The 17,915-nt window shown below is 52.4% G+C and carries 12 protein-coding genes, 2 tRNA genes and 3 rRNA genes; 12 read left to right on the forward strand and 5 right to left on the reverse strand.

The genetic code is table 11. The features are described 5' to 3' along the window. Position 1 precedes the first annotated feature (1 nt). Complete coding sequence (locus tag NBE99_RS07460) at positions 2-232, reverse strand: DNA-directed RNA polymerase subunit omega (RefSeq protein ID WP_206199840.1); 231 nt, start codon at positions 230-232, stop codon at positions 2-4. 13 nt (positions 233-245) lie between these two features. After that, the gene (gene mnmA, locus NBE99_RS07465) at positions 246-1,349 is read right to left on the reverse strand and encodes a tRNA 2-thiouridine(34) synthase MnmA (protein ID WP_250681478.1); all 1,104 of its coding nucleotides are present in this window, start codon (positions 1,347-1,349) and stop codon (positions 246-248) included. Between the two features lie 234 nt (positions 1,350-1,583). Between mnmA and NBE99_RS07470 the strand changes: the two genes are divergently transcribed. The 6 genes from NBE99_RS07470 (at position 1,584) to hisD (ending at position 6,501) form a co-directional block, all read left to right on the forward strand. Further along, positions 1,584-1,868 (forward strand): RNA-binding protein, encoded by a 285-nt coding sequence (locus tag NBE99_RS07470; RefSeq protein ID WP_250681479.1) that lies wholly within the window; start codon positions 1,584-1,586, stop codon positions 1,866-1,868. Positions 1,869-1,970: 102 nt separating this feature from the next. Beyond that, positions 1,971-2,966: a ketol-acid reductoisomerase gene (gene ilvC / locus NBE99_RS07475; RefSeq protein ID WP_250681480.1), complete on the forward strand. Its 996-nt coding sequence runs from the start codon at positions 1,971-1,973 to the stop codon at positions 2,964-2,966. 21 nt (positions 2,967-2,987) lie between these two features. Beyond that, entirely contained in the window at positions 2,988-4,076 is a 1,089-nt protein-coding gene (gene ruvB / locus NBE99_RS07480; protein WP_250681481.1) for a Holliday junction branch migration DNA helicase RuvB, read from the forward strand. Continuing rightward, positions 4,060-4,536 (forward strand): DUF29 domain-containing protein, encoded by a 477-nt coding sequence (locus NBE99_RS07485; RefSeq protein ID WP_250681482.1) that lies wholly within the window; start codon positions 4,060-4,062, stop codon positions 4,534-4,536. Before ruvB ends, NBE99_RS07485 begins: the two co-directional genes overlap by 17 nt. Before the next feature lie 30 nt (positions 4,537-4,566). After that, complete coding sequence (locus NBE99_RS07490) at positions 4,567-5,064, forward strand: DUF29 domain-containing protein (RefSeq protein ID WP_250681483.1); 498 nt, start codon at positions 4,567-4,569, stop codon at positions 5,062-5,064. A 141-nt stretch (positions 5,065-5,205) separates the two neighbouring features. Continuing rightward, complete coding sequence (hisD, locus tag NBE99_RS07495; RefSeq protein ID WP_250681484.1) at positions 5,206-6,501, forward strand: histidinol dehydrogenase; 1,296 nt, start codon at positions 5,206-5,208, stop codon at positions 6,499-6,501. 6 nt (positions 6,502-6,507) lie between these two features. On the opposite strand, the gene NBE99_RS07500 is transcribed toward hisD, so the two are convergent. Further along, positions 6,508-7,605 carry an ArsA-related P-loop ATPase gene (locus NBE99_RS07500; RefSeq protein WP_250681485.1) on the reverse strand — a complete coding sequence of 366 codons (1,098 nt, stop codon included), beginning with the start codon at positions 7,603-7,605 and terminating at the stop codon, positions 6,508-6,510. 819 nt (positions 7,606-8,424) lie between these two features. On the opposite strand from NBE99_RS07500, the gene NBE99_RS07505 reads away from it, so the two are divergent. After that, positions 8,425-8,715 (forward strand): hypothetical protein, encoded by a 291-nt coding sequence (locus tag NBE99_RS07505; RefSeq protein WP_250681486.1) that lies wholly within the window; start codon positions 8,425-8,427, stop codon positions 8,713-8,715. On the opposite strand, the gene NBE99_RS07510 is transcribed toward NBE99_RS07505, so the two are convergent. Beyond that, positions 8,684-10,081, reverse strand: coding sequence for an IctB family putative bicarbonate transporter (locus NBE99_RS07510; protein WP_250681487.1), 1,398 nt, complete (start codon positions 10,079-10,081; stop codon positions 8,684-8,686). The genes NBE99_RS07505 and NBE99_RS07510 overlap by 32 nt on opposite strands. Positions 10,082-10,112: 31 nt before the next feature. Then, positions 10,113-10,403, reverse strand: a complete 291-nt coding sequence (locus tag NBE99_RS07515; RefSeq protein WP_250681488.1) for a hypothetical protein — start codon at positions 10,401-10,403, stop codon at positions 10,113-10,115. A gap of 300 nt (positions 10,404-10,703) precedes the next feature. Here NBE99_RS07515 and NBE99_RS07520 point away from each other — a divergent pair. The 5 genes from NBE99_RS07520 (at position 10,704) to rrf (ending at position 17,899) form a co-directional block, all read left to right on the forward strand. Next, a 16S ribosomal RNA gene (locus NBE99_RS07520) occupies positions 10,704-12,193 on the forward strand. 116 nt (positions 12,194-12,309) lie between these two features. Further along, positions 12,310-12,383 (forward strand) — tRNA-Ile (locus NBE99_RS07525). Positions 12,384-12,395: 12 nt separating this feature from the next. Continuing rightward, positions 12,396-12,468 (forward strand) — tRNA-Ala (locus NBE99_RS07530). A 144-nt stretch (positions 12,469-12,612) separates the two neighbouring features. Further along, positions 12,613-17,657 (forward strand): 23S ribosomal RNA (locus NBE99_RS07535). A gap of 125 nt (positions 17,658-17,782) precedes the next feature. Continuing rightward, a 5S ribosomal RNA gene (gene rrf / locus NBE99_RS07540) occupies positions 17,783-17,899 on the forward strand. The 16S, 23S and 5S rRNA genes sit together here with 2 tRNA genes alongside, the layout of an rRNA operon. Positions 17,900-17,915: the final 16 nt, after the last annotated feature.

The following is a 17,915-nucleotide window of genomic DNA, read 5'->3' on the forward strand; positions in this document are numbered from 1 at the left end:
CCTAATCTGCCAGTAACTCCGGTTGGGCAATTTCATCGGACATTTCGATAATGGCACGGGTCACCGGCTTCAGGGGCAGATCATCGAGATCTTCACTGGCCTCTAGCCCCCGCCGCTGTTTCGCCCGGTTGGCAATTTGCACCGTAATCCGATAGCGATTGGCGGAGTGCTTGATTAATTCTTCCGCGCGGCGGTTAATTTCCAAGGATGAGTAATGAAGGCGCTTTTGCATGGTCAGTCTTTCCTTAAACGTGGGTGGCTATTAGGGGTTGTGGTGTCGGTGTCACAAAGGGCTGGATAATGCCGCCCCCCAGCAGGCGATCGCCCGCATACCAAACCGCCGCTTGCCCCGGCGTTACCCCAAATTGCGGTTCAGCAAACTCCAATTGTACCTGTTCAGCGTTGGCGTCGGGAATGATAGTCACTGGGACAGGGAGGGTGCGATAGCGAATTTGTACCGTGGCTGTCATCGGTTCTCTGGGGGGTGGGATCGAGACCCAGTTCACTCGTGCCACAGTGCACTCACGACGGCCGGCGGTGGCGCGATCGCCGACAATGACGCGATTGTGTTCCCGATCCAAGGCCACCACATAAAGCGCTTCAGGTGCCGCAATTCCCAAGCCCTTACGCTGGCCAATCGTATAGTGGTGAATCCCCTGATGGTACCCCAGCACCCGGCCATGGACATCGACAATCTCCCCCTGCTGACTGGGCAGATACTGCTCCAAGAATTGGCGCATAGATCCATGGGCTTCAATCAGGCAGAGATCTTGGCTTTCCGGTTTACTGGCGGTGTGCAGGCCATACTGCGCCGCGAGGGCACGGGTCTCGGCCTTGGTTTGCTGACCAAGAGGAAACAGTACATGAGCGAGAATCTCTTGGGGCAAGTCATAGAGAAAGTAGCTTTGATCCTTATGACGATCCACCGCCCGCCACAGTTCATAGCGATCGCTAGTGGGATTGTATTTCACTTGGGCATAATGCCCCGTAGCAATGTATTCAATCCCCAGTTGCTCCCGGCTATAGGCCAACATCGGCCCAAACTTCACCAAACGGTTGCATTGGGAACAGGGCAGCGGTGTCACCCCACTGGCGTAGCCACTGACCAGATAGTTCACAATATATTTCTCGAAAATTTCGCGGCTATCCACAATGTGGTGAGGGACTGCCAGCTCCTCACAAAGACGCGCCGCATCCACTAGCCCCTCAGAGCAGCACTGCCCCTTACCCTTCATCAGCCACAGTGTCAGACCGACAACGGGGTACCCTTGAGCTTTGAGACTGGCAATCGCCACGGAACTATCAACACCGCCGGAAAGGCCAACAACAACCGCCGGTAAATCGGACATTGTTAAGATTCACAAAAAATCTACCTCTTTTAGGGTAGCATCCCTACTTTCGCAGCGCAGGCCATCGCAATCCGCTATAATCGGGAGACAAGGTTGGCGAGTAATCGCCGCTTGAGTTTTTTAAGTAGAGCGATTCTTGAGTTCGGTTTTAGGGAAGGTTGGTTACGTGACAGTCGTCTCTCCGAAGTCAACGTCAACACATGGTTCAATTTTTGCTTTGGAGCAGATTAGATTATGTCTATTTATGTCGGCAACCTTTCCTACACGGCCACCCAAGAAGACTTAGAGGCCGTTTTTGCCGAGTACGGTTCCGTCAAACAAGTCTATTTACCGGTGGACCGGGAAACAGGCCGTAAGCGGGGCTTTGGTTTTGTGGAAATGTCCACGGATGCTGAAGAAGATGCGGCGATCGCCGATCTCGACGGTGCCGAATGGATGGGACGGCAACTCAAGGTGAACAAAGCACGCCCCCGTGAAGCCATGGGCGGTGGCAACAATCGTTATTCCCGTCATCGCTAACTCCCACAACTAGCCCTCTAGGAGGTGCTATATCAGCTCTGCCAATGTGGTAGAGAAATAATAACGACCTGCTGAATGCAATTGGAAAGGAACATCATTACTATGGCGCGCATGTATTACGACGCAGATGCCCAATTAGACCTCCTCAAGGACAAAACGATCGCCATTATTGGCTATGGCTCCCAAGGCCACGCCCATGCCCTCAACCTGCGGGATAGCGGTCTCAATGTTGTGGTGGGTCTCTATGCCGGCAGTCGTTCTGCAGAGCGCGCCCGTGCCGATGGTCTAGCGGTACACCCCGTGGCGGAAGCTGCGAAAATGGCCGACTGGATTATGATTCTTCTGCCCGATGAAGTTCAGCGGGTTGTTTATGAGCAGGAGATTGCCCTCCACCTGCAAGCGGGAAATGTTCTCTCCTTTGCCCACGGCTTTAACATTCACTTTGGCCAGATTGTGCCCCCCGATAATGTGGATGTGGTGATGGTGGCTCCCAAAGGTCCCGGTCACCTTGTCCGCCGCACCTATGCTCAAGGGGAAGGGGTGCCCTGCCTATTTGCGGTCTATCAAAATGCCAGTGGTCAAGCCCGTGATTTAGCGATGGCCTACGCCAAGGGGATTGGTGGCACCCGCGCCGGCATTCTGGAAACTACCTTCCGCGAAGAAACAGAAACCGATCTCTTTGGTGAGCAAGTGGTGCTCTGTGGTGGCCTCAGCGCCCTGATAAAGGCTGGCTTTGAAACGTTGGTGCAGGCGGGTTATCAGCCAGAGCTGGCCTACTTTGAGTGTCTCCACGAAGTGAAGCTGATTGTGGATTTGATTGTTGAAGGGGGTCTCGCCAAAATGCGCGACAGCATCTCCAACACCGCAGAATATGGCGACCTCACCCGTGGCCCGCGGATTATTACCAATGAAACCCGCGCGGAAATGCGCAAAATTCTCCACGAAATTCAAACGGGTCAATTTGCCCGTGAGTTTGTGCTGGAAAATATGGCGGGTAAACCCGGCTTTACTGCAATGCGGCGACGGGAAGCAGAACACCCCATTGAACAGGTGGGTCAAGAACTGCGTTCCATGTTTAGCTGGTTAAAACGGGCTTAAGCTTTGCCCTAGGGGGCACCGATGGCGATTATTTCGTCGCAAAATTCACCGCCGGAGCGATCGCGCCCCCCTTCCCTGCTCTCCAATCAACCCACCCCAGAGGAACAGCAGTCCCCGGCGGAGGAATCCTTACGTCCTCGCTCTTTGCAGGACTACATTGGCCAGCAGGAACTAAAAGATGTGCTGCACATTGCCATCGAGGCAGCCAAGGCACGCCAAGAACCCCTTGATCACCTGCTGCTCTATGGTCCGCCGGGCTTGGGCAAAACCACCATTGCCTTGATCTTGGCGGCAGAAATGGGGGTCAACTGTAAAGTGACCAGTGCCCCAGCTTTGGAGCGCCCCCGCGACATTGTGGGTCTCTTGGTGAACCTGCAAGCGGGCGATATTCTTTTTATTGATGAGATTCACCGCCTCTCCCGCATGACCGAGGAACTCCTCTATCCAGCAATGGAGGATTTTTACCTCGATCTCACTGTGGGCAAGCAACAAACAGCGCGGACACGACGACTGAAACTCAATCCCTTTACCCTTGTGGGAGCCACTACCCGTGCCGGTGCTCTGACGTCACCCTTGCGCGATCGCTTTGGCTTGGTGCAGCGGTTGCGCTTTTATCATCCCGAAGAACTCCAACAGATTGTCCAGCGGGGTGCCAGCCTTTTGCAAACCCCCATTACCCCCGAAGCGGCTCTAGAAATCGGCCGGCGCAGTCGGGGTACCCCTCGCATTGCCCTGCGGCTCCTCAAACGAGTCCGGGACTTTGCAGAGGTTAAGCACGATGGCAGCATTACACTGGATGTGGCGAGAGCTGCCCTTGACCTTTTTAACGTAGATCCGGCTGGGTTGGATGGGAGCGATCGCCGGCTGCTGAGTCTGATGATTGAGTTCTACCAAGGGGGGCCGGTAGGGATTGAAACCCTTGCCGCAGCCACGGGTGAGGATGTGCAAACCATTGAAGAGGTCTATGAACCCTACCTGCTCCAGATGGGCTATCTGCAACGGACACCCCGAGGTCGAGTCGCCACTCCCCGCGCTTGGCAACACCTCGGCTATACTCCACCAGAAAACCAGTTGCCATTTTTATCTACTCCCTATGACACCTTATCTTAAGACCCAACTCCTCTATGAGACTGATTATTATCTTTGGCTCAATACAACGGTTGCCCAACTAAAAGCACGGGATTTCGGCAACTTAGATCTGGAAAACTTAATTGAGGAGATTGAGAGCTTGGGTCGAAGTGAGAAGCGCGCCCTATTCAGCTATCTACTGCGTCTTTGTGAGCATCTTCTCAAGCTCAAATACTGGGAAACTGAGCGACAATACTGTTATAGGGCTTGGCTGTTAGAGATTAGTCATTTCCGTTTAGAAATTGCGCTAATTTTGCAGGATAGCCCCAGTCTTCAGCCATTTGCAAATGCAGCTTTCTTAGACGCCTATCAAAAGGCAAGGAAAAATATGCTGAAGGCGATCGGTTTATCCCCTGACGTGATTCCTGAAGCACTCAACTTCACAATAGAGGAAGCTCTAGACGAGGAGTGGCTGCCTTGGCAATCTGACCTCAATTCATAGAACCCACTGGCCTTCGAGACGCGTTCTGGTATGACCTCTCCCATTAAAACTAAGCCTGCATCCCTCTACACCGCAGACTATTACCTTTGGCTTAAGGAGACCGTTGCCCAACTGAAGGCAGGGGACTTCGACAACTTAGATGTAGAAAATTTAATTGAGGAGATTGAGAGCTTGGGTCGAAGCGAGAAACAAGCGATCGCGAGCTATTTAATGCGACTCTGTGAGCACCTCCTCAAAATTAAATACTGGGACACGGAACGGGAATACTGCCTGCGGGGTTGGCAACGAGAAGTGATGAATTTTAGATTGCACATTCAGGAAATACTCGAAGTCAGCCCCAGCTTGACATCCTTTGTGCAGGAGATTTTCATCAAACAATATCGCAATGGGAGAAAACTCTTTCTCAGCGCCAGTGGGGTGAATGCTCATTTGATTCCTGAAGCCCCCGAATTTACCCTTGAACAAGCCCTCGATCAGAACTGGCTGCCTTGGCCACCTGATGCGAACTCCGAAGGCTCAGTCTCGTGAATCGTGATCTTGCTCCAAGCACTCATTGTTGGCCAGCCTTAGCTCGCCCCTGTAATTGGAAAATCGCTGTAAGCTATTGATAGGGTTGATTAAGGTTTTTTAACCTTTACCCGACTCTCTGCCTCGCCTACGTGAACGACCATGTTGCGGATCATCACCCAGTTAACCGATCTACGCGCTGAACTACGCCGCATTTGCGATCGCACTAATAGCGGGGAGATGAGCGAACAAGAGGCTACCGTTGAGGCAATTTTGCGCCGTGTGGCTCAGGAAGGCGATCGCGCCCTGATTGAATACACAGCTCAGTTTGATCACATTCACCTAACGCCAGAAACATTACGGGTCAAAGGGGACGAACTAGACGCTGCCTACCAACAGGTTTCCAAAGAACTCCTCGATGCCATTCGCCTCGCCAAGCAACAAATCGAAGCCTTCCACCGCCAGCGTGTGCCCAAGAGTTGGGTGCAATTTGGGGAGGATGGCATTGTCCTCGGCAAACGTTACACCGCCGTCGATGCAGCTGGCCTCTATGTGCCGGGGGGACGGGCTGCCTATCCCAGCACCGTTTTAATGAATGCCATTCCCGCTCAGGTAGCGGGTGTGCAGCGGATTGTCATGGTCACACCTCCCGGTCAAGGCAAAGGCATTAACCCTGCCGTTCTCGTCGCTGCTCAAGAAGCCGGGATTCAAGAGATTTATCGTATTGGGGGTGCCCAAGCCATTGCTGCCCTCGCCTACGGTACGGAAACCATTCCCCGCGTGGATGTCATTACCGGGCCGGGAAACCTGTATGTCACGCTCGCCAAGAAGCAGGTCTATGGCCGCGTTGGCATTGACTCCCTTGCAGGGCCATCGGAAGTCTTAATTATTGCTGATGAAGGTGCTCACCCTGTTCACATTGCTGCGGATTTACTCGCTCAAGCGGAACATGATCCCCTGGCAGCAGCAATTTTGCTCACGCCGAGTCTGCCCCTTGCAAAAGCAGTGGTTACGGCCGTGAACGAACAATTGGCTGAGCATCCGCGCCGTGTCCTCACTGAGAAGGCGATCGCCCACTACGGACTGATTGGCATTGTTGAAACGCTCGAACAAGCAGTCGAGCTGTCCAATCGCTTTGCCCCAGAGCATCTAGAACTGGAAGTTGAAGATCCTTGGAGCCTTGTCGAGCAGGTGCGCCATGCGGGTGCGATTTTCCTCGGCTATTCCACCCCTGAAGCGGTTGGTGACTATCTCGCGGGTCCCAATCACACCCTGCCCACCTCTGGTGCCGCCCGTTATGCGTCTGCCTTGGGTGTAGAAACGTTCCTCAAGCATTCCAGTCTCATTCAATACACCCCTGCCGCCTTGCGCAAACAAGGGGGAGCTGTCATGACCCTTGCGGAAACGGAAGGCCTGATTTCCCACCGCGACTCTGTGCGTCTGCGCCTTGAGCCTTAGAAAGCCCTAGAAACTAACAATGAGGTAGGGGGCTTCAAATTTACCCCCGCGAACGGGTTTGCCCTTGAGACTAGGGGGCAGTTCAATGTGGCGCCGCTGATCGCCAGCCTCCACCGTCAGTTCCCCACTAAACTCGCTGAGTTTCACCTGCTCTTTGCGAAACCCCGGCAGGAAAATGCGCACCTGTTGTTGCGTCTCATCAAATTCATGGGGAGCGGGTGCTGCCGCCAACTGGTTCAAGTCTGGAAGATGAGAAACAAGGCGTTGCCAGTTGCTCCAGTCGGTAGGGAAAGCCGAAATACGTAGCGGTGCAAACGTGCGGCTGACCTCTGGCGTGGGTTCCCCCATACAAAAGACCTCAGAAATGGGGACATTCACCTGTTGAGCACTGCCCCATAGCCACTGGGTTTGAGCAGTTGAGATCGCTGTGCCATCCGTTAGCAGAAACACCGATAACCGTTGCGAGTCTGCGGCAATCTGCACACCGCGATCAATCCACTCCTTCGCCTCAGCGAAACGCTCCCGCACTTTTTGGGTATCAATATTGGCTGCCATAATTGCGCTAGCGATCGGCCCCCCAATGGCATTGGCGATCGCATTTAGGTCGAGTTGATCCAACAAGCGTTGAAATCGCCGATAGTACCACGCCAATCCTTGGGGTAAACCAATTAACCGCAGGGTATCCTGACTGTTCCCACCGACATAAACAATCACATCGTACTCACCACTACTGTAGTGAACCCGCAAGGCATTGAGGGTTAGCAACGTATCCATCCCCGGTAAAATCATCAATTCTGCCGCATAAACCTTACCCACCAACTCTTGGGGCAGATAGGGTTCAATTAAACGGCTGAGATCTTGCCATGCTGCGTTGAGACTTTCAGTGGCTAGAAGCTCTGCGATCGCCAACCGTTCCGACAGAAATTTTGGTTGCCAGCCAATCGCCTGATCGGGACGACCAATGAGAAATCGCAGGAATGTGGCTGGACTAGGCACTGCTAGTAAGGTTCGCTGCTGTTGCTTGGCAAACCACTGGGCAATCGCCAAACCCAAAACTGTTTGCTGTTCTGGTGTTGCGCCTAGGAGGGTAACAATCCGTGTCATAACATTTGAGGACGATCGTTGCTTGGACTATCCTATCGGCAAACGCCTTTCCTCAGCTGTTCTGGATGCTCCCCCGCTAAAATCGCCTTTACGGCCAGCCAAATCCTCTCAATGATAAAACCTACTCACTCTGGCGATCGCCCCCCTTCCAGAGGCTTCTAGGCGCTTCTCAGGGCAAAAAAAATTTTTCGCGGCGCAACCAGATCCTCATTAGAGCAGTTTGGATCTAAATTCAAATGCTTTTTCAAAGTTTTCCCCAAATTCCCCAACGTTTTCCCCAAGCTCTTCGAAGTTTCGATCCCCTAACCATCTCAACCATTCGTTTTGCTCTTGCCTTCCTAACCTTCCCTAGTGTCACAATCCTCTCAACCAAGATTTCCGTAAGCTCTAAGCCAGCTTCTAACTGACCCGAAGTTACCGAAATCACATCCTTGTTTTTCTCTGGCAGAATTTTATTCCTTATTAGGATCTTAAGGATCTACTACTACTAAATTTATTTAAATATTCCTATAGTAGTAGTAGGGGCTGTGGAAATGTGGAAAACTTTTCAGAAACCCGCTCTACGAGAGCCTTTGAGCCACTTTCCCCCTGTGGAAAACTTGTGGAAAAAGTAGGGGGTTTTTCCACAGGCTATTATCACGGTGGAAAAAGAATAAAAAGATTTCCACAATTTTTCTGAGTTTTTCCGGGGTTTTCCACAGGTTTTCCCCAGAATTTTCCACAGGCTTTCTGGAGTTTTCCACAGGCTGCGGCAGCAGATCTCCGTATTTCTACGATTCCCCTTGCCGACAATCGCCCCCACACTGGAAAAAAGAGATTTTGTCAACCAATACGAACGTTCCTGTGGATTCCCTGATGTTTTCCCTAGAGTGCCCCACAGTCAGTCTTGAGCAAGTGATTGGTCACCTTTCCCCTGTTGAGCAGATTCGGATGCTGATGTACCACCCCTACTTCACCGGGCGGTGTCCCGCCTGTCGGCAACCCATCCATCACTCCCAACTCAAGATAGGGCAGTGCCATTGCTCTCACTGCGGCTGGCAAGATCAACAAGATCAAGCGGGCGATCGCGAGTCTATGCCTAGATTGATCGCTCAGCGTCTGCATCCTTAGCAGCTGTATTCTCTGTCCAGCCTCCTAACGGCGCAAAGCTGGCCACGATCGCCACCATCAGCCACCAGAGAGTAGCCACCTCCGGGCGAAACCAAATCGTATCCACCAGCCCGTGGGTCAGCATCCCCACCATTGTCGCCAGTGTTCCCATCAACCAGAATCCTTGAGCGTCCCCTGTGGTTCGTAACCCCTGCAAACACCGCCACGCGCGATCGGCCAGCACCGCCAATAACCAGAGAAAGACCCCAAAGCCAATTACACCCACTTCCACAAGGATTTCCAAAAAAATCGAATAGGCACTCAAGGCCGTAAAACGCACATTCACCTGATAGAGCGGATAAATCTGGTTAAAGGCCACATTCCCCGGCCCAATCCCCAGCCAAGGCCGCGCCCAGATCATCTGCTGGACTGCCGTCCAAACGTTGATCCGGAAATTATTGCTACTGTCGTCTCGGGCAACAAAAATACTCGCCGCCCGCTCCCGCAGCGCCGGCACACTCACAATTCCAGCAATACAGAGCGCGATCGCCAGCCCCCCCACAGTCGGCACCCCCCAGCGGCGCCATTTCAGCGGTAACCTTGGCCAATACCAAACTCCCAGCAATAGAACTCCCGCGATCGCAGCCACTGTTAACCCTAGCCACCCCCCTCGGCTAAACGTCAAAATCAGGCTCGCCGTATTCATCCCCAGCATCACCACCGCTAACAGCTTTGGCAGCCAGCCTCGCCACACCGCGATCGCCGCCGCACTCAACGGCACACTGGGCAACAAATAACCCGCCAACAGATTCGGATTTCCCAAAAAACTATAGACCCGCGTCACATTTGCCAACGCCGATTCCGGATCCGTCCATGTCGCCAACGGCTCCGCCCCAAAAATCCACTGCCGTACCCCCTCCACACTCACCAGCAACGCCGTCAGCAGATAGACCGTCAGCAAGCGCGATCGCCACCGCTCATTACGCATCACCCGCTCCGCCAGCGCAAAAAACAGCAGGTACAACGTCAACTTCACCAACCCCACCATCGCCGCCCGCGGAACCGGTGACAACACCGTTGCCAACAGCGCAACTCCCCAGTAGAGCAGCACCAGCAAATGCACCCCCGACCAGCGCCCTTCCCGTTCCCCCGCCAACGTCCACAGCAGCCAAAACCCACCCCCTGCCCCCAGCAGCATCCCAATCATCGCCGACGGCATCAACGGCGCCAGCACCAACACCAGTCCCACCAAGAGCGCCCCAAAGCTTGGAATCCAACGCCACAGCCAACTCTTCTCCTGCCAACCCCGCAGCAAGCCCAACAGCTGTCCCACCCCACTATGGCTTCGCCACCCCTCCACATCCAACCGCCGCAGCAGAACATCCATAGCACCATCCCCTAAGCACAGGTATCGTCGATCAGCTTACGCCCAAGTACCGTTGCTGAAAATCCTCCCAAGCAATTCCCCGCTCTAGATACACCGGCGCACTAGGGGTGTAGGGACTCCGCAAGCGATCCACCGCCACAATCAACGCCTCCTCCGGCAATAGCGGTACATCCGCATCTGGTACCGTCGCTCCCGTCAACGACGACGACACCCCCTTAAAAATCAGCATCACCTCCTCTCGCTCCCCCACCTGTGCCTCCACCAGCAACACCTCCTGCGGATGGGCACGACTATAGGCCTCCAGCAGCGCCAACGCTGACATGCTCACCCTCCTGAAACGAAAATCTGAAAAATTTTTTAGCCCTGAAAGCCGCTTGTAGAGAGCGTTTCAGCCAAATCTCGAAAAAATCCGAAAAAAATCTCGAAAAAGGGGTTGACACGCCTATGTAGGCTTGTTAGATTGATAAAGCACTCGATGAGGCGCACAGCCGAAACGAGTTCCGAACCTAGACAAATGAACGTTTGAAAGCCAAAGCGTTAACCCTCGTCAAGGTACTCAAGTAAGTACATTTTCGATGTAGGTTACACCTACTAGAGCAAAAAGTCAAATTCTCTTTACTCCAAAATGGAGAGTTTGATCCTGGCTCAGGATGAACGCTGGCGGTCTGCTTAACACATGCAAGTCGAACGAGCTCTTCGGAGCTAGTGGCGGACGGGTGAGTAACACGTGAGAATCTACCCTCAGGAGGGGGATAACGGCTGGAAACGGCCGCTAATACCCCATATGCCGTAAGGTGAAATCTATTTTGGCCTGAGGATGAGCTCGCGGTGGATTAGCTAGTTGGTGGGGTAATGGCCTACCAAGGCGACGATCCATAGCTGGTCTGAGAGGATGATCAGCCACACTGGGACTGAGACACGGCCCAGACTCCTACGGGAGGCAGCAGTGGGGAATTTTCCGCAATGGGCGAAAGCCTGACGGAGCAAGACCGCGTGAGGGATGAAGGCCTTTGGGTTGTAAACCTCTTTTCTCAGGGAAGAACACAATGACGGTACCTGAGGAATAAGCCTCGGCTAACTCCGTGCCAGCAGCCGCGGTAAGACGGAGGAGGCAAGCGTTATCCGGAATTATTGGGCGTAAAGCGTCCGCAGGTGGCTTTCCAAGTCTGCCGTCAAAGCCCGAGGCTTAACCTCGGATCGGCGGTGGAAACTGGATCGCTAGAGTGCGTCAGGGGTAGGGGGAATTCCCGGTGTAGCGGTGAAATGCGTAGATATCGGGAAGAACACCAGTGACGAAAGTGCCCTACTGGGACGTTACTGACACTCATGGACGAAAGCTAGGGGAGCGAAAGGGATTAGATACCCCTGTAGTCCTAGCCGTAAACGATGGACACTAGGTGTTGCTGGTATCCACTCCAGCAGTGCCGTAGCCAACGCGTTAAGTGTCCCGCCTGGGGAGTACGCACGCAAGTGTGAAACTCAAAGGAATTGACGGGGGCCCGCACAAGCGGTGGAGTATGTGGTTTAATTCGATGCAACGCGAAGAACCTTACCAGGGCTTGACATGTCGCGAATCCTGCGGAAACGTGGGAGTGCCTTCGGGAACGCGAACACAGGTGGTGCATGGCTGTCGTCAGCTCGTGTCGTGAGATGTTGGGTTAAGTCCCGCAACGAGCGCAACCCTCGTCCTTAGTTGCCAGCATTCAGTTGGGCACTCTAGGGAGACTGCCGGTGACAAACCGGAGGAAGGTGGGGATGACGTCAAGTCATCATGCCCCTTACGTCCTGGGCTACACACGTACTACAATGCTGTGGACAGAGAGTTGCCAGCCCGCGAGGGTGAGCTAATCTCTTAAACCACGGCTCAGTTCAGATTGCAGGCTGCAACTCGCCTGCATGAAGGCGGAATCGCTAGTAATCGCAGGTCAGCATACTGCGGTGAATACGTTCCCGGGCCTTGTACACACCGCCCGTCACACCATGGGAGTTGGCCACGCCCGAAGTCGTTACTCTAACCCGCAAGGGAGGGGGACGCCTAAGGCAGGGCTGATGACTGGGGTGAAGTCGTAACAAGGTAGCCGTACCGGAAGGTGTGGCTGGATCACCTCCTTTTAAGGAGACCCAATCTGTTCAGGTCGCAACGTCACCTTACTAGAACAGATTCAATGTGGTCTAAGCACGAGGTTGACCTTGGCTTTCAAACTCTGCTAGGTTAAGCAGACAGGCATGGGCTATTAGCTCAGGTGGTTAGAGCGCACCCCTGATAAGGGTGAGGTCCCTGGTTCGAGTCCAGGATGGCCCATATCACATGCCTGGGGGTATAGCTCAGTTGGTAGAGCACCTGCTTTGCACGCAGGGGGTCAGCGGTTCGAGTCCGCTTACCTCCACGTCATTCCATCGGGAACTGACGTGTCTGCATTGAAAACTTCAGCAACTGAACCTTGAAAACTGAATAGCGATTTGTCAGGTAGTCATCTTGAGTAGAACAGCAATTTGTTCTACTTGAGAGCACAGACACCAATGTTGACTGTGGTCAAGCTACAAAGGGCCTACGGTGGATACCTAGGCACACAGAGGCGATGAAGGACGTGGATACCGACGATACGCTTCGGGGAGCTGGAAACAAGCTTTGATCCGGAGATTTCCGAATGGGGCAACCCAGTAACTCTAACGCCAATCCATAACGTTAGAGGGCAAACCTGGCGAACTGAAACATCTTAGTAGCCAGAGGAAAAGAAAGAAAACTCGATTCCCTTAGTAGCGGCGAGCGAAAGGGGAACAGCCTAAACCAACGGGCTTGCCTGTTGGGGTCGTGGGACAGCAACGTGGAATTGAGCGGCTAGACGAAGTAGTGGAATGCTACACCAAAGAAGGTGAAAGTCCTGTAGTCAAAAGCTTAACAATCCTAGCTGTATCCCGAGTAGTCCGGAGCACGTGGAATTCCGGATGAATCTGCGAGGACCACCTCGTAAGGCTAAATACTCCTGTGTGACCGATAGCGTATAGTACCGCGAGGGAAAGGTGAAAAGAACCCCGGAAGGGGAGTGAAACAGAACATGAAACCGTAGGCTTACAAGCAGTCGAAGCTCGATTTAACGAGTGACGGCGTGCCTGTTGAAGAATGAGCCGGCGACTTATAGGTACTGGCAGGTTAAGGCAAAAATGCCGAAGCCATAGCGAAAGCGAGTCTGAATAGGGCGTTTGTCAGTATTTATAGACCCGAACCCGGGTGATCTAACCATGGCCAGAATGAAGCTTGGGTAACACCAAGTGAAGGTTCGCACCGACCGATGTTGAAAAATCGGCGGATGAGCTGTGGTTAGGGGTGAAATGCCAATCGAACCCGGAGCTAGCTGGTTCTCCCCGAAATATGTTGAGGCATAGCGGGTGTGATTATAGCAGGGGGGTAAAGCACTGATTCGGTGCGGGCTGCGAGAGCGGTACCAAATCGAGTCAAACTCTGAATACCCTGTGTACACACAGCCAGTCAGACGGTGGGGGATAAGCTTCATCGTCGAGAGGGAAACAGCCCAGACCACCAGCTAAGGTCCCTAAATCATCACTAAGTGGTAAAGGAGGTGGGGATGCTCAGACAACCAGGAGGTTTGCCTAGAAGCAGCCATCCTTAAAAGAGTGCGTAATAGCTCACTGGTCAAGCGTTCCTGCGCCGAAAATGAACGGGACTAAGTGATGTACCGAAGCTGTGGACTTACTACGTAAGTGGTAGGGGAGCGTTCTGCATTAGTTTGAAGCACTAGCGTAAGCAGGTGTGGACGAGGCAGAAGTGAGAATGTCGGCTTGAGTAGCGAAAACATTGGTGAGAATCCAATGCCCCGAAACCCCAAGGGTTCCTTCGGAAGGCTCGTCCGCGAAGGGTTAGTCGGGACCTAAGGCGAGGCCGAAAGGCGTAGTCGATGGACAACTGGTCAATATTCCAGTACTCATCTTGGTTTGTGCAGAGGGACGGAGAAGGCTAGATCAGCCGGATGTTGGTTACCGGTTCAACTGTCCGAGGTGTTGAGGAGCGGTGAAAACGCTCTGAGCTGAGGCAGGAGTACGACCCACTACGGTGGGGAAGTGATTGATGTCATGCTTCCAAGAAAAGCTCTAAGCACGTTAAGCCAAGATACCCGTACCCGAAACCGACACAGGTGGGGGGGTAGAGTATACCAAGGGGCGCGAGATAACTCTCTCTAAGGAACTCGGCAAAATGGCCCCGTAACTTCGGGAGAAGGGGTGCCACCGAGAGGTGGCCGCAGTGAAGAGGCCCAGGCGACTGTTTACCAAAAACACAGGTCTCCGCTAAGTCGTAAGACGATGTATGGGGGCTGACGCCTGCCCAGTGCCGGAAGGTTAAGGAAGCCGGTCAGCGCAAGCGAAGCTGGCGACCGAAGCCCCGGTGAACGGCGGCCGTAACTATGACCTAGTTGTAGTTACGTAAATAAATCTGGCTATATGCTGGAACATCCGGTGTATCTGCTGCTACTCGCTCCTAAGATAAAGGAGCAGTGACAATGCATGCAGTGCGGACAATCAGCAGGAAAGGTGCCAATGACTGCCAATATCAAGCAAGTGCCTCCACAAATAGGTTACTACCTAGCAGGTTTTGCTGACGGCGAAGGAAGCTTTAACGTTTCTTTTCGCCCACGTCCTGACTATGTTGTACCTTGGAAGGTTACTGCTAGCTTTAATGTTTCCCAAAAAGACCGTGTCATCCTTGCTTTGTACAAAAAGCATTTGGGTTGTGGAACACTTCGTGAGCGCCCTGATGGGGTGTGGTACTACGAAGTTACCAATCTGAATGCGATAGCTGAAAACGTCATACCCTTTTTTAACCGGTTTGGCTTTCTTTCAGCTAAGAAAAAGCGGGATTTCTCCAAATTTAAGCAAATTGTAGCTCTGATGCTGCAAGGCGCTCACCTAACGGAGGACGGTATCAAAAAAATCCTCAAGATTCGTCAACTGATGAATGACGGTGGGAAACGGCGATACACAGATGATCAAATCTTGGCAACCATTGGCAAATCCTCAGAGACTATATGCCAGACACCACAAATTCAAGGTGATGATATAGTCCGATCTTCATGGCGACATGAAGGACTAGAGTAAGTTTAGGCAACGCTCTGGTCGCACTCAACAATATGTACAACACACTTGGAAGTTGAGTGAAACGTAAATGAACGGTCCTAAGGTTAACGAACGCTAGCCTTAGTAAAACTGAACCATATGCGGGAAAGTCCTCTAACAGCTTTTCACTACTCGTTCAGCGAGGCACCGAACTCGAAAGAGTTTCAAAAATATGAGGTGCTGCAGTGCTGTTCAGTCAAAATGTGAAAGACATGGGGATAATCCGCAGGAAAGACCTAGAGGAATCTAGGAATCCTCAGAGACTTGATGTTCAGGTGCGATACATGAATTTAGATGCCCAGTGGATTGTTGGTTTCGTCGATGGTGAAGGATGCTTCCATGTTGGAATCAATCCTCACTCACAAATGGCAACAGGATTTCAGGTACTTCCTGAATTTACAGTTGTCCAGCATCGGCGAGATGTAAAGGTTCTCTATGCACTCAAGGCTTATTTCGATTGTGGCGTGGTTCGCGTGAATCACGGCGATCGCATGGCCTACAGAGTTCGCAGCATCGAGCACTTAGCTGAGCGTATCTGTCCTTTCTTTCTTAAGCATCCGCTGAAGACAAGTAAAAACATAGATTTCCTTAAATTCAGGGATGTGGTGCTTCTATGTCAATCAGGAGCACATTTGACAGATGACGGTCTAGCAAGAATCCAAAAAGTGGCATCTCAAATGAATCGTGGTCGCACAAGGTAAAGTCCAGCTTTATCGGAAACGGTAAAGAGCAACTGAGCGAAATTCCTTGTCGGGTAAGTTCCGACCCGCACGAAAGGCGTAACGATCTGGGCGCTGTCTCGGAGAGAGGCTCGGCGAAATAGAAGTGTCTGTGAAGATGCGGACTACCTGCACCCGGACAGAAAGACCCTATGAAGCTTTACTGTAGCCTGGAATTGGGTTCGGGCTTTGCTTGCGCAGGATAGGTGGGAGACGTTGAAGTATCCCTTGCGGGGGATATGGAGTCGCCAGTGAGATACCACTCTGGCAAGGCTAGAATTCTAACCTTCTGCTGTTAGCCAGCGAAGGAACAGTTTCAGGTGGGCAGTTTGACTGGGGCGGTCGCCTCCTAAATGGTAACGGAGGCGCGCAAAGGTTCCCTCAGGCTGGTCGGAAATCAGCCGTAGAGTGCAAAGGCATAAGGGAGCTTGACTGCAAGACCTACAAGTCGAGCAGAGACGAAAGTCGGCCTTAGTGATCCGACGGTTCCGCGTGGAAGGGCCGTCGCTCAACGGATAAAAGTTACTCTAGGGATAACAGGCTGATCTCCCCCAAGAGTTCACATCGACGGGGAGGTTTGGCACCTCGATGTCGGCTCATCGCAACCTGGGGCGGTAGTACGTCCCAAGGGTTGGGCTGTTCGCCCATTAAAGCGGTACGTGAGCTGGGTTCAGAACGTAAATCATTGCGTCACTTCACAGTAATGTGGAGCAGCAAACCGACTAAAATCGGTAGAATCTTAATCAGTGACCGAACGGCTGGTTAAGACAATACCGAGGGTAAGCAAGAGTCTCGTGACGGATGATCTGACGCTAAGTTACATTGCGGGCTTTTTAGATGCTGATGGGTGCATTAACTTGCAACTAGTGCGGCGTAAGGACTATGTCCTTGGCTATCAAATTCGCGCTAGTATCACCTTCTTTCAGTCCTCTTCTCATCGAACCTTCTTGGAATGGTTAAAATCTGTTTTCCAAGTCGGTTTCGTAAGAGATCGAAAAGATGGACTAAGCGAATATGCCATTGTTGATGCACCGTCGGTTCTCAGGGTACTGTGTACCCTACGCAACTACCTTCGCTTGAAAAAGCCACAGTGTGATTTAGCAATTACTGTTCTACAGGAAGTTGTTCCGTCAAGGCGTTTAACGCCGCAGCAATTCCTAAGCCTTGCTAGGCAAGTAGATCAATTTGGTGAGCTGAATGCTTCAAAAAAGCGTTCTATTCGCTCCGATCAAGTAGAACAGTTCTTGAGATCACGACAACTCTTGATCCCGTAGAGACTGAAGCCTAGGCTTGAGTTAGCCATCAAGCGTAAGCTGAGATGCTCTGAGGTTGTCAGAGACATCAAACGTCGGCTCCTGATTCGTTAATGGCGAGAGTCAGGATGAAGATATAGTCCATGCTCGTAGTGATACGAGAGCAACATGCGTGAGACAGTTCGGTCCATATCCGGTGCAGGCGTAGGAGCATTGAGAGGAGTCCTCCTTAGTACGAGAGGACCGGGAGGAACGCACCTCTGGTGTACCTGTTATCGTGCCAACGGTAGACGCAGGGTAGCCATGTGCGGAGTGGATAACCGCTGAAAGCATCTAAGTGGGAAGCCCACCTCAAGATGAGTGCTCCCATGGCGTAAGCCAGTAAGGTCACGGGTAGAACACCCGTTAATAGGCTCTCGATGGAAGTCCAGTAATGGATGTAGTCTAGGAGTACTAATAGACCGAGGGCTTGACCTCATCAATCAACAGGTGTCTGAGTTAATTAATTCTACTGACAATCGCTATTTAGTTGAAAGGTTGTTTACGCTGAATTTATCTAGCAACTCTTCAGTCTAGGTTCTCAATTCAAAATCAAGGCTTTGCCTAGTGCCTATGGCGCGGTGGAACCACGCTGATCCATCCCGAACTCAGAGGTGAAACGCCGCAGCGGTGAAGATAGTTGGAGGGTGACCTCCTGCAAAAATAGCTCGGTGCTAGGCAAAATATTCAAACTAC

The sequence above is a fragment of the Thermosynechococcus sp. HN-54 genome, from assembly GCF_023650955.1.
GTDB lineage: Bacteria > Cyanobacteriota > Cyanobacteriia > Thermosynechococcales > Thermosynechococcaceae > Thermosynechococcus.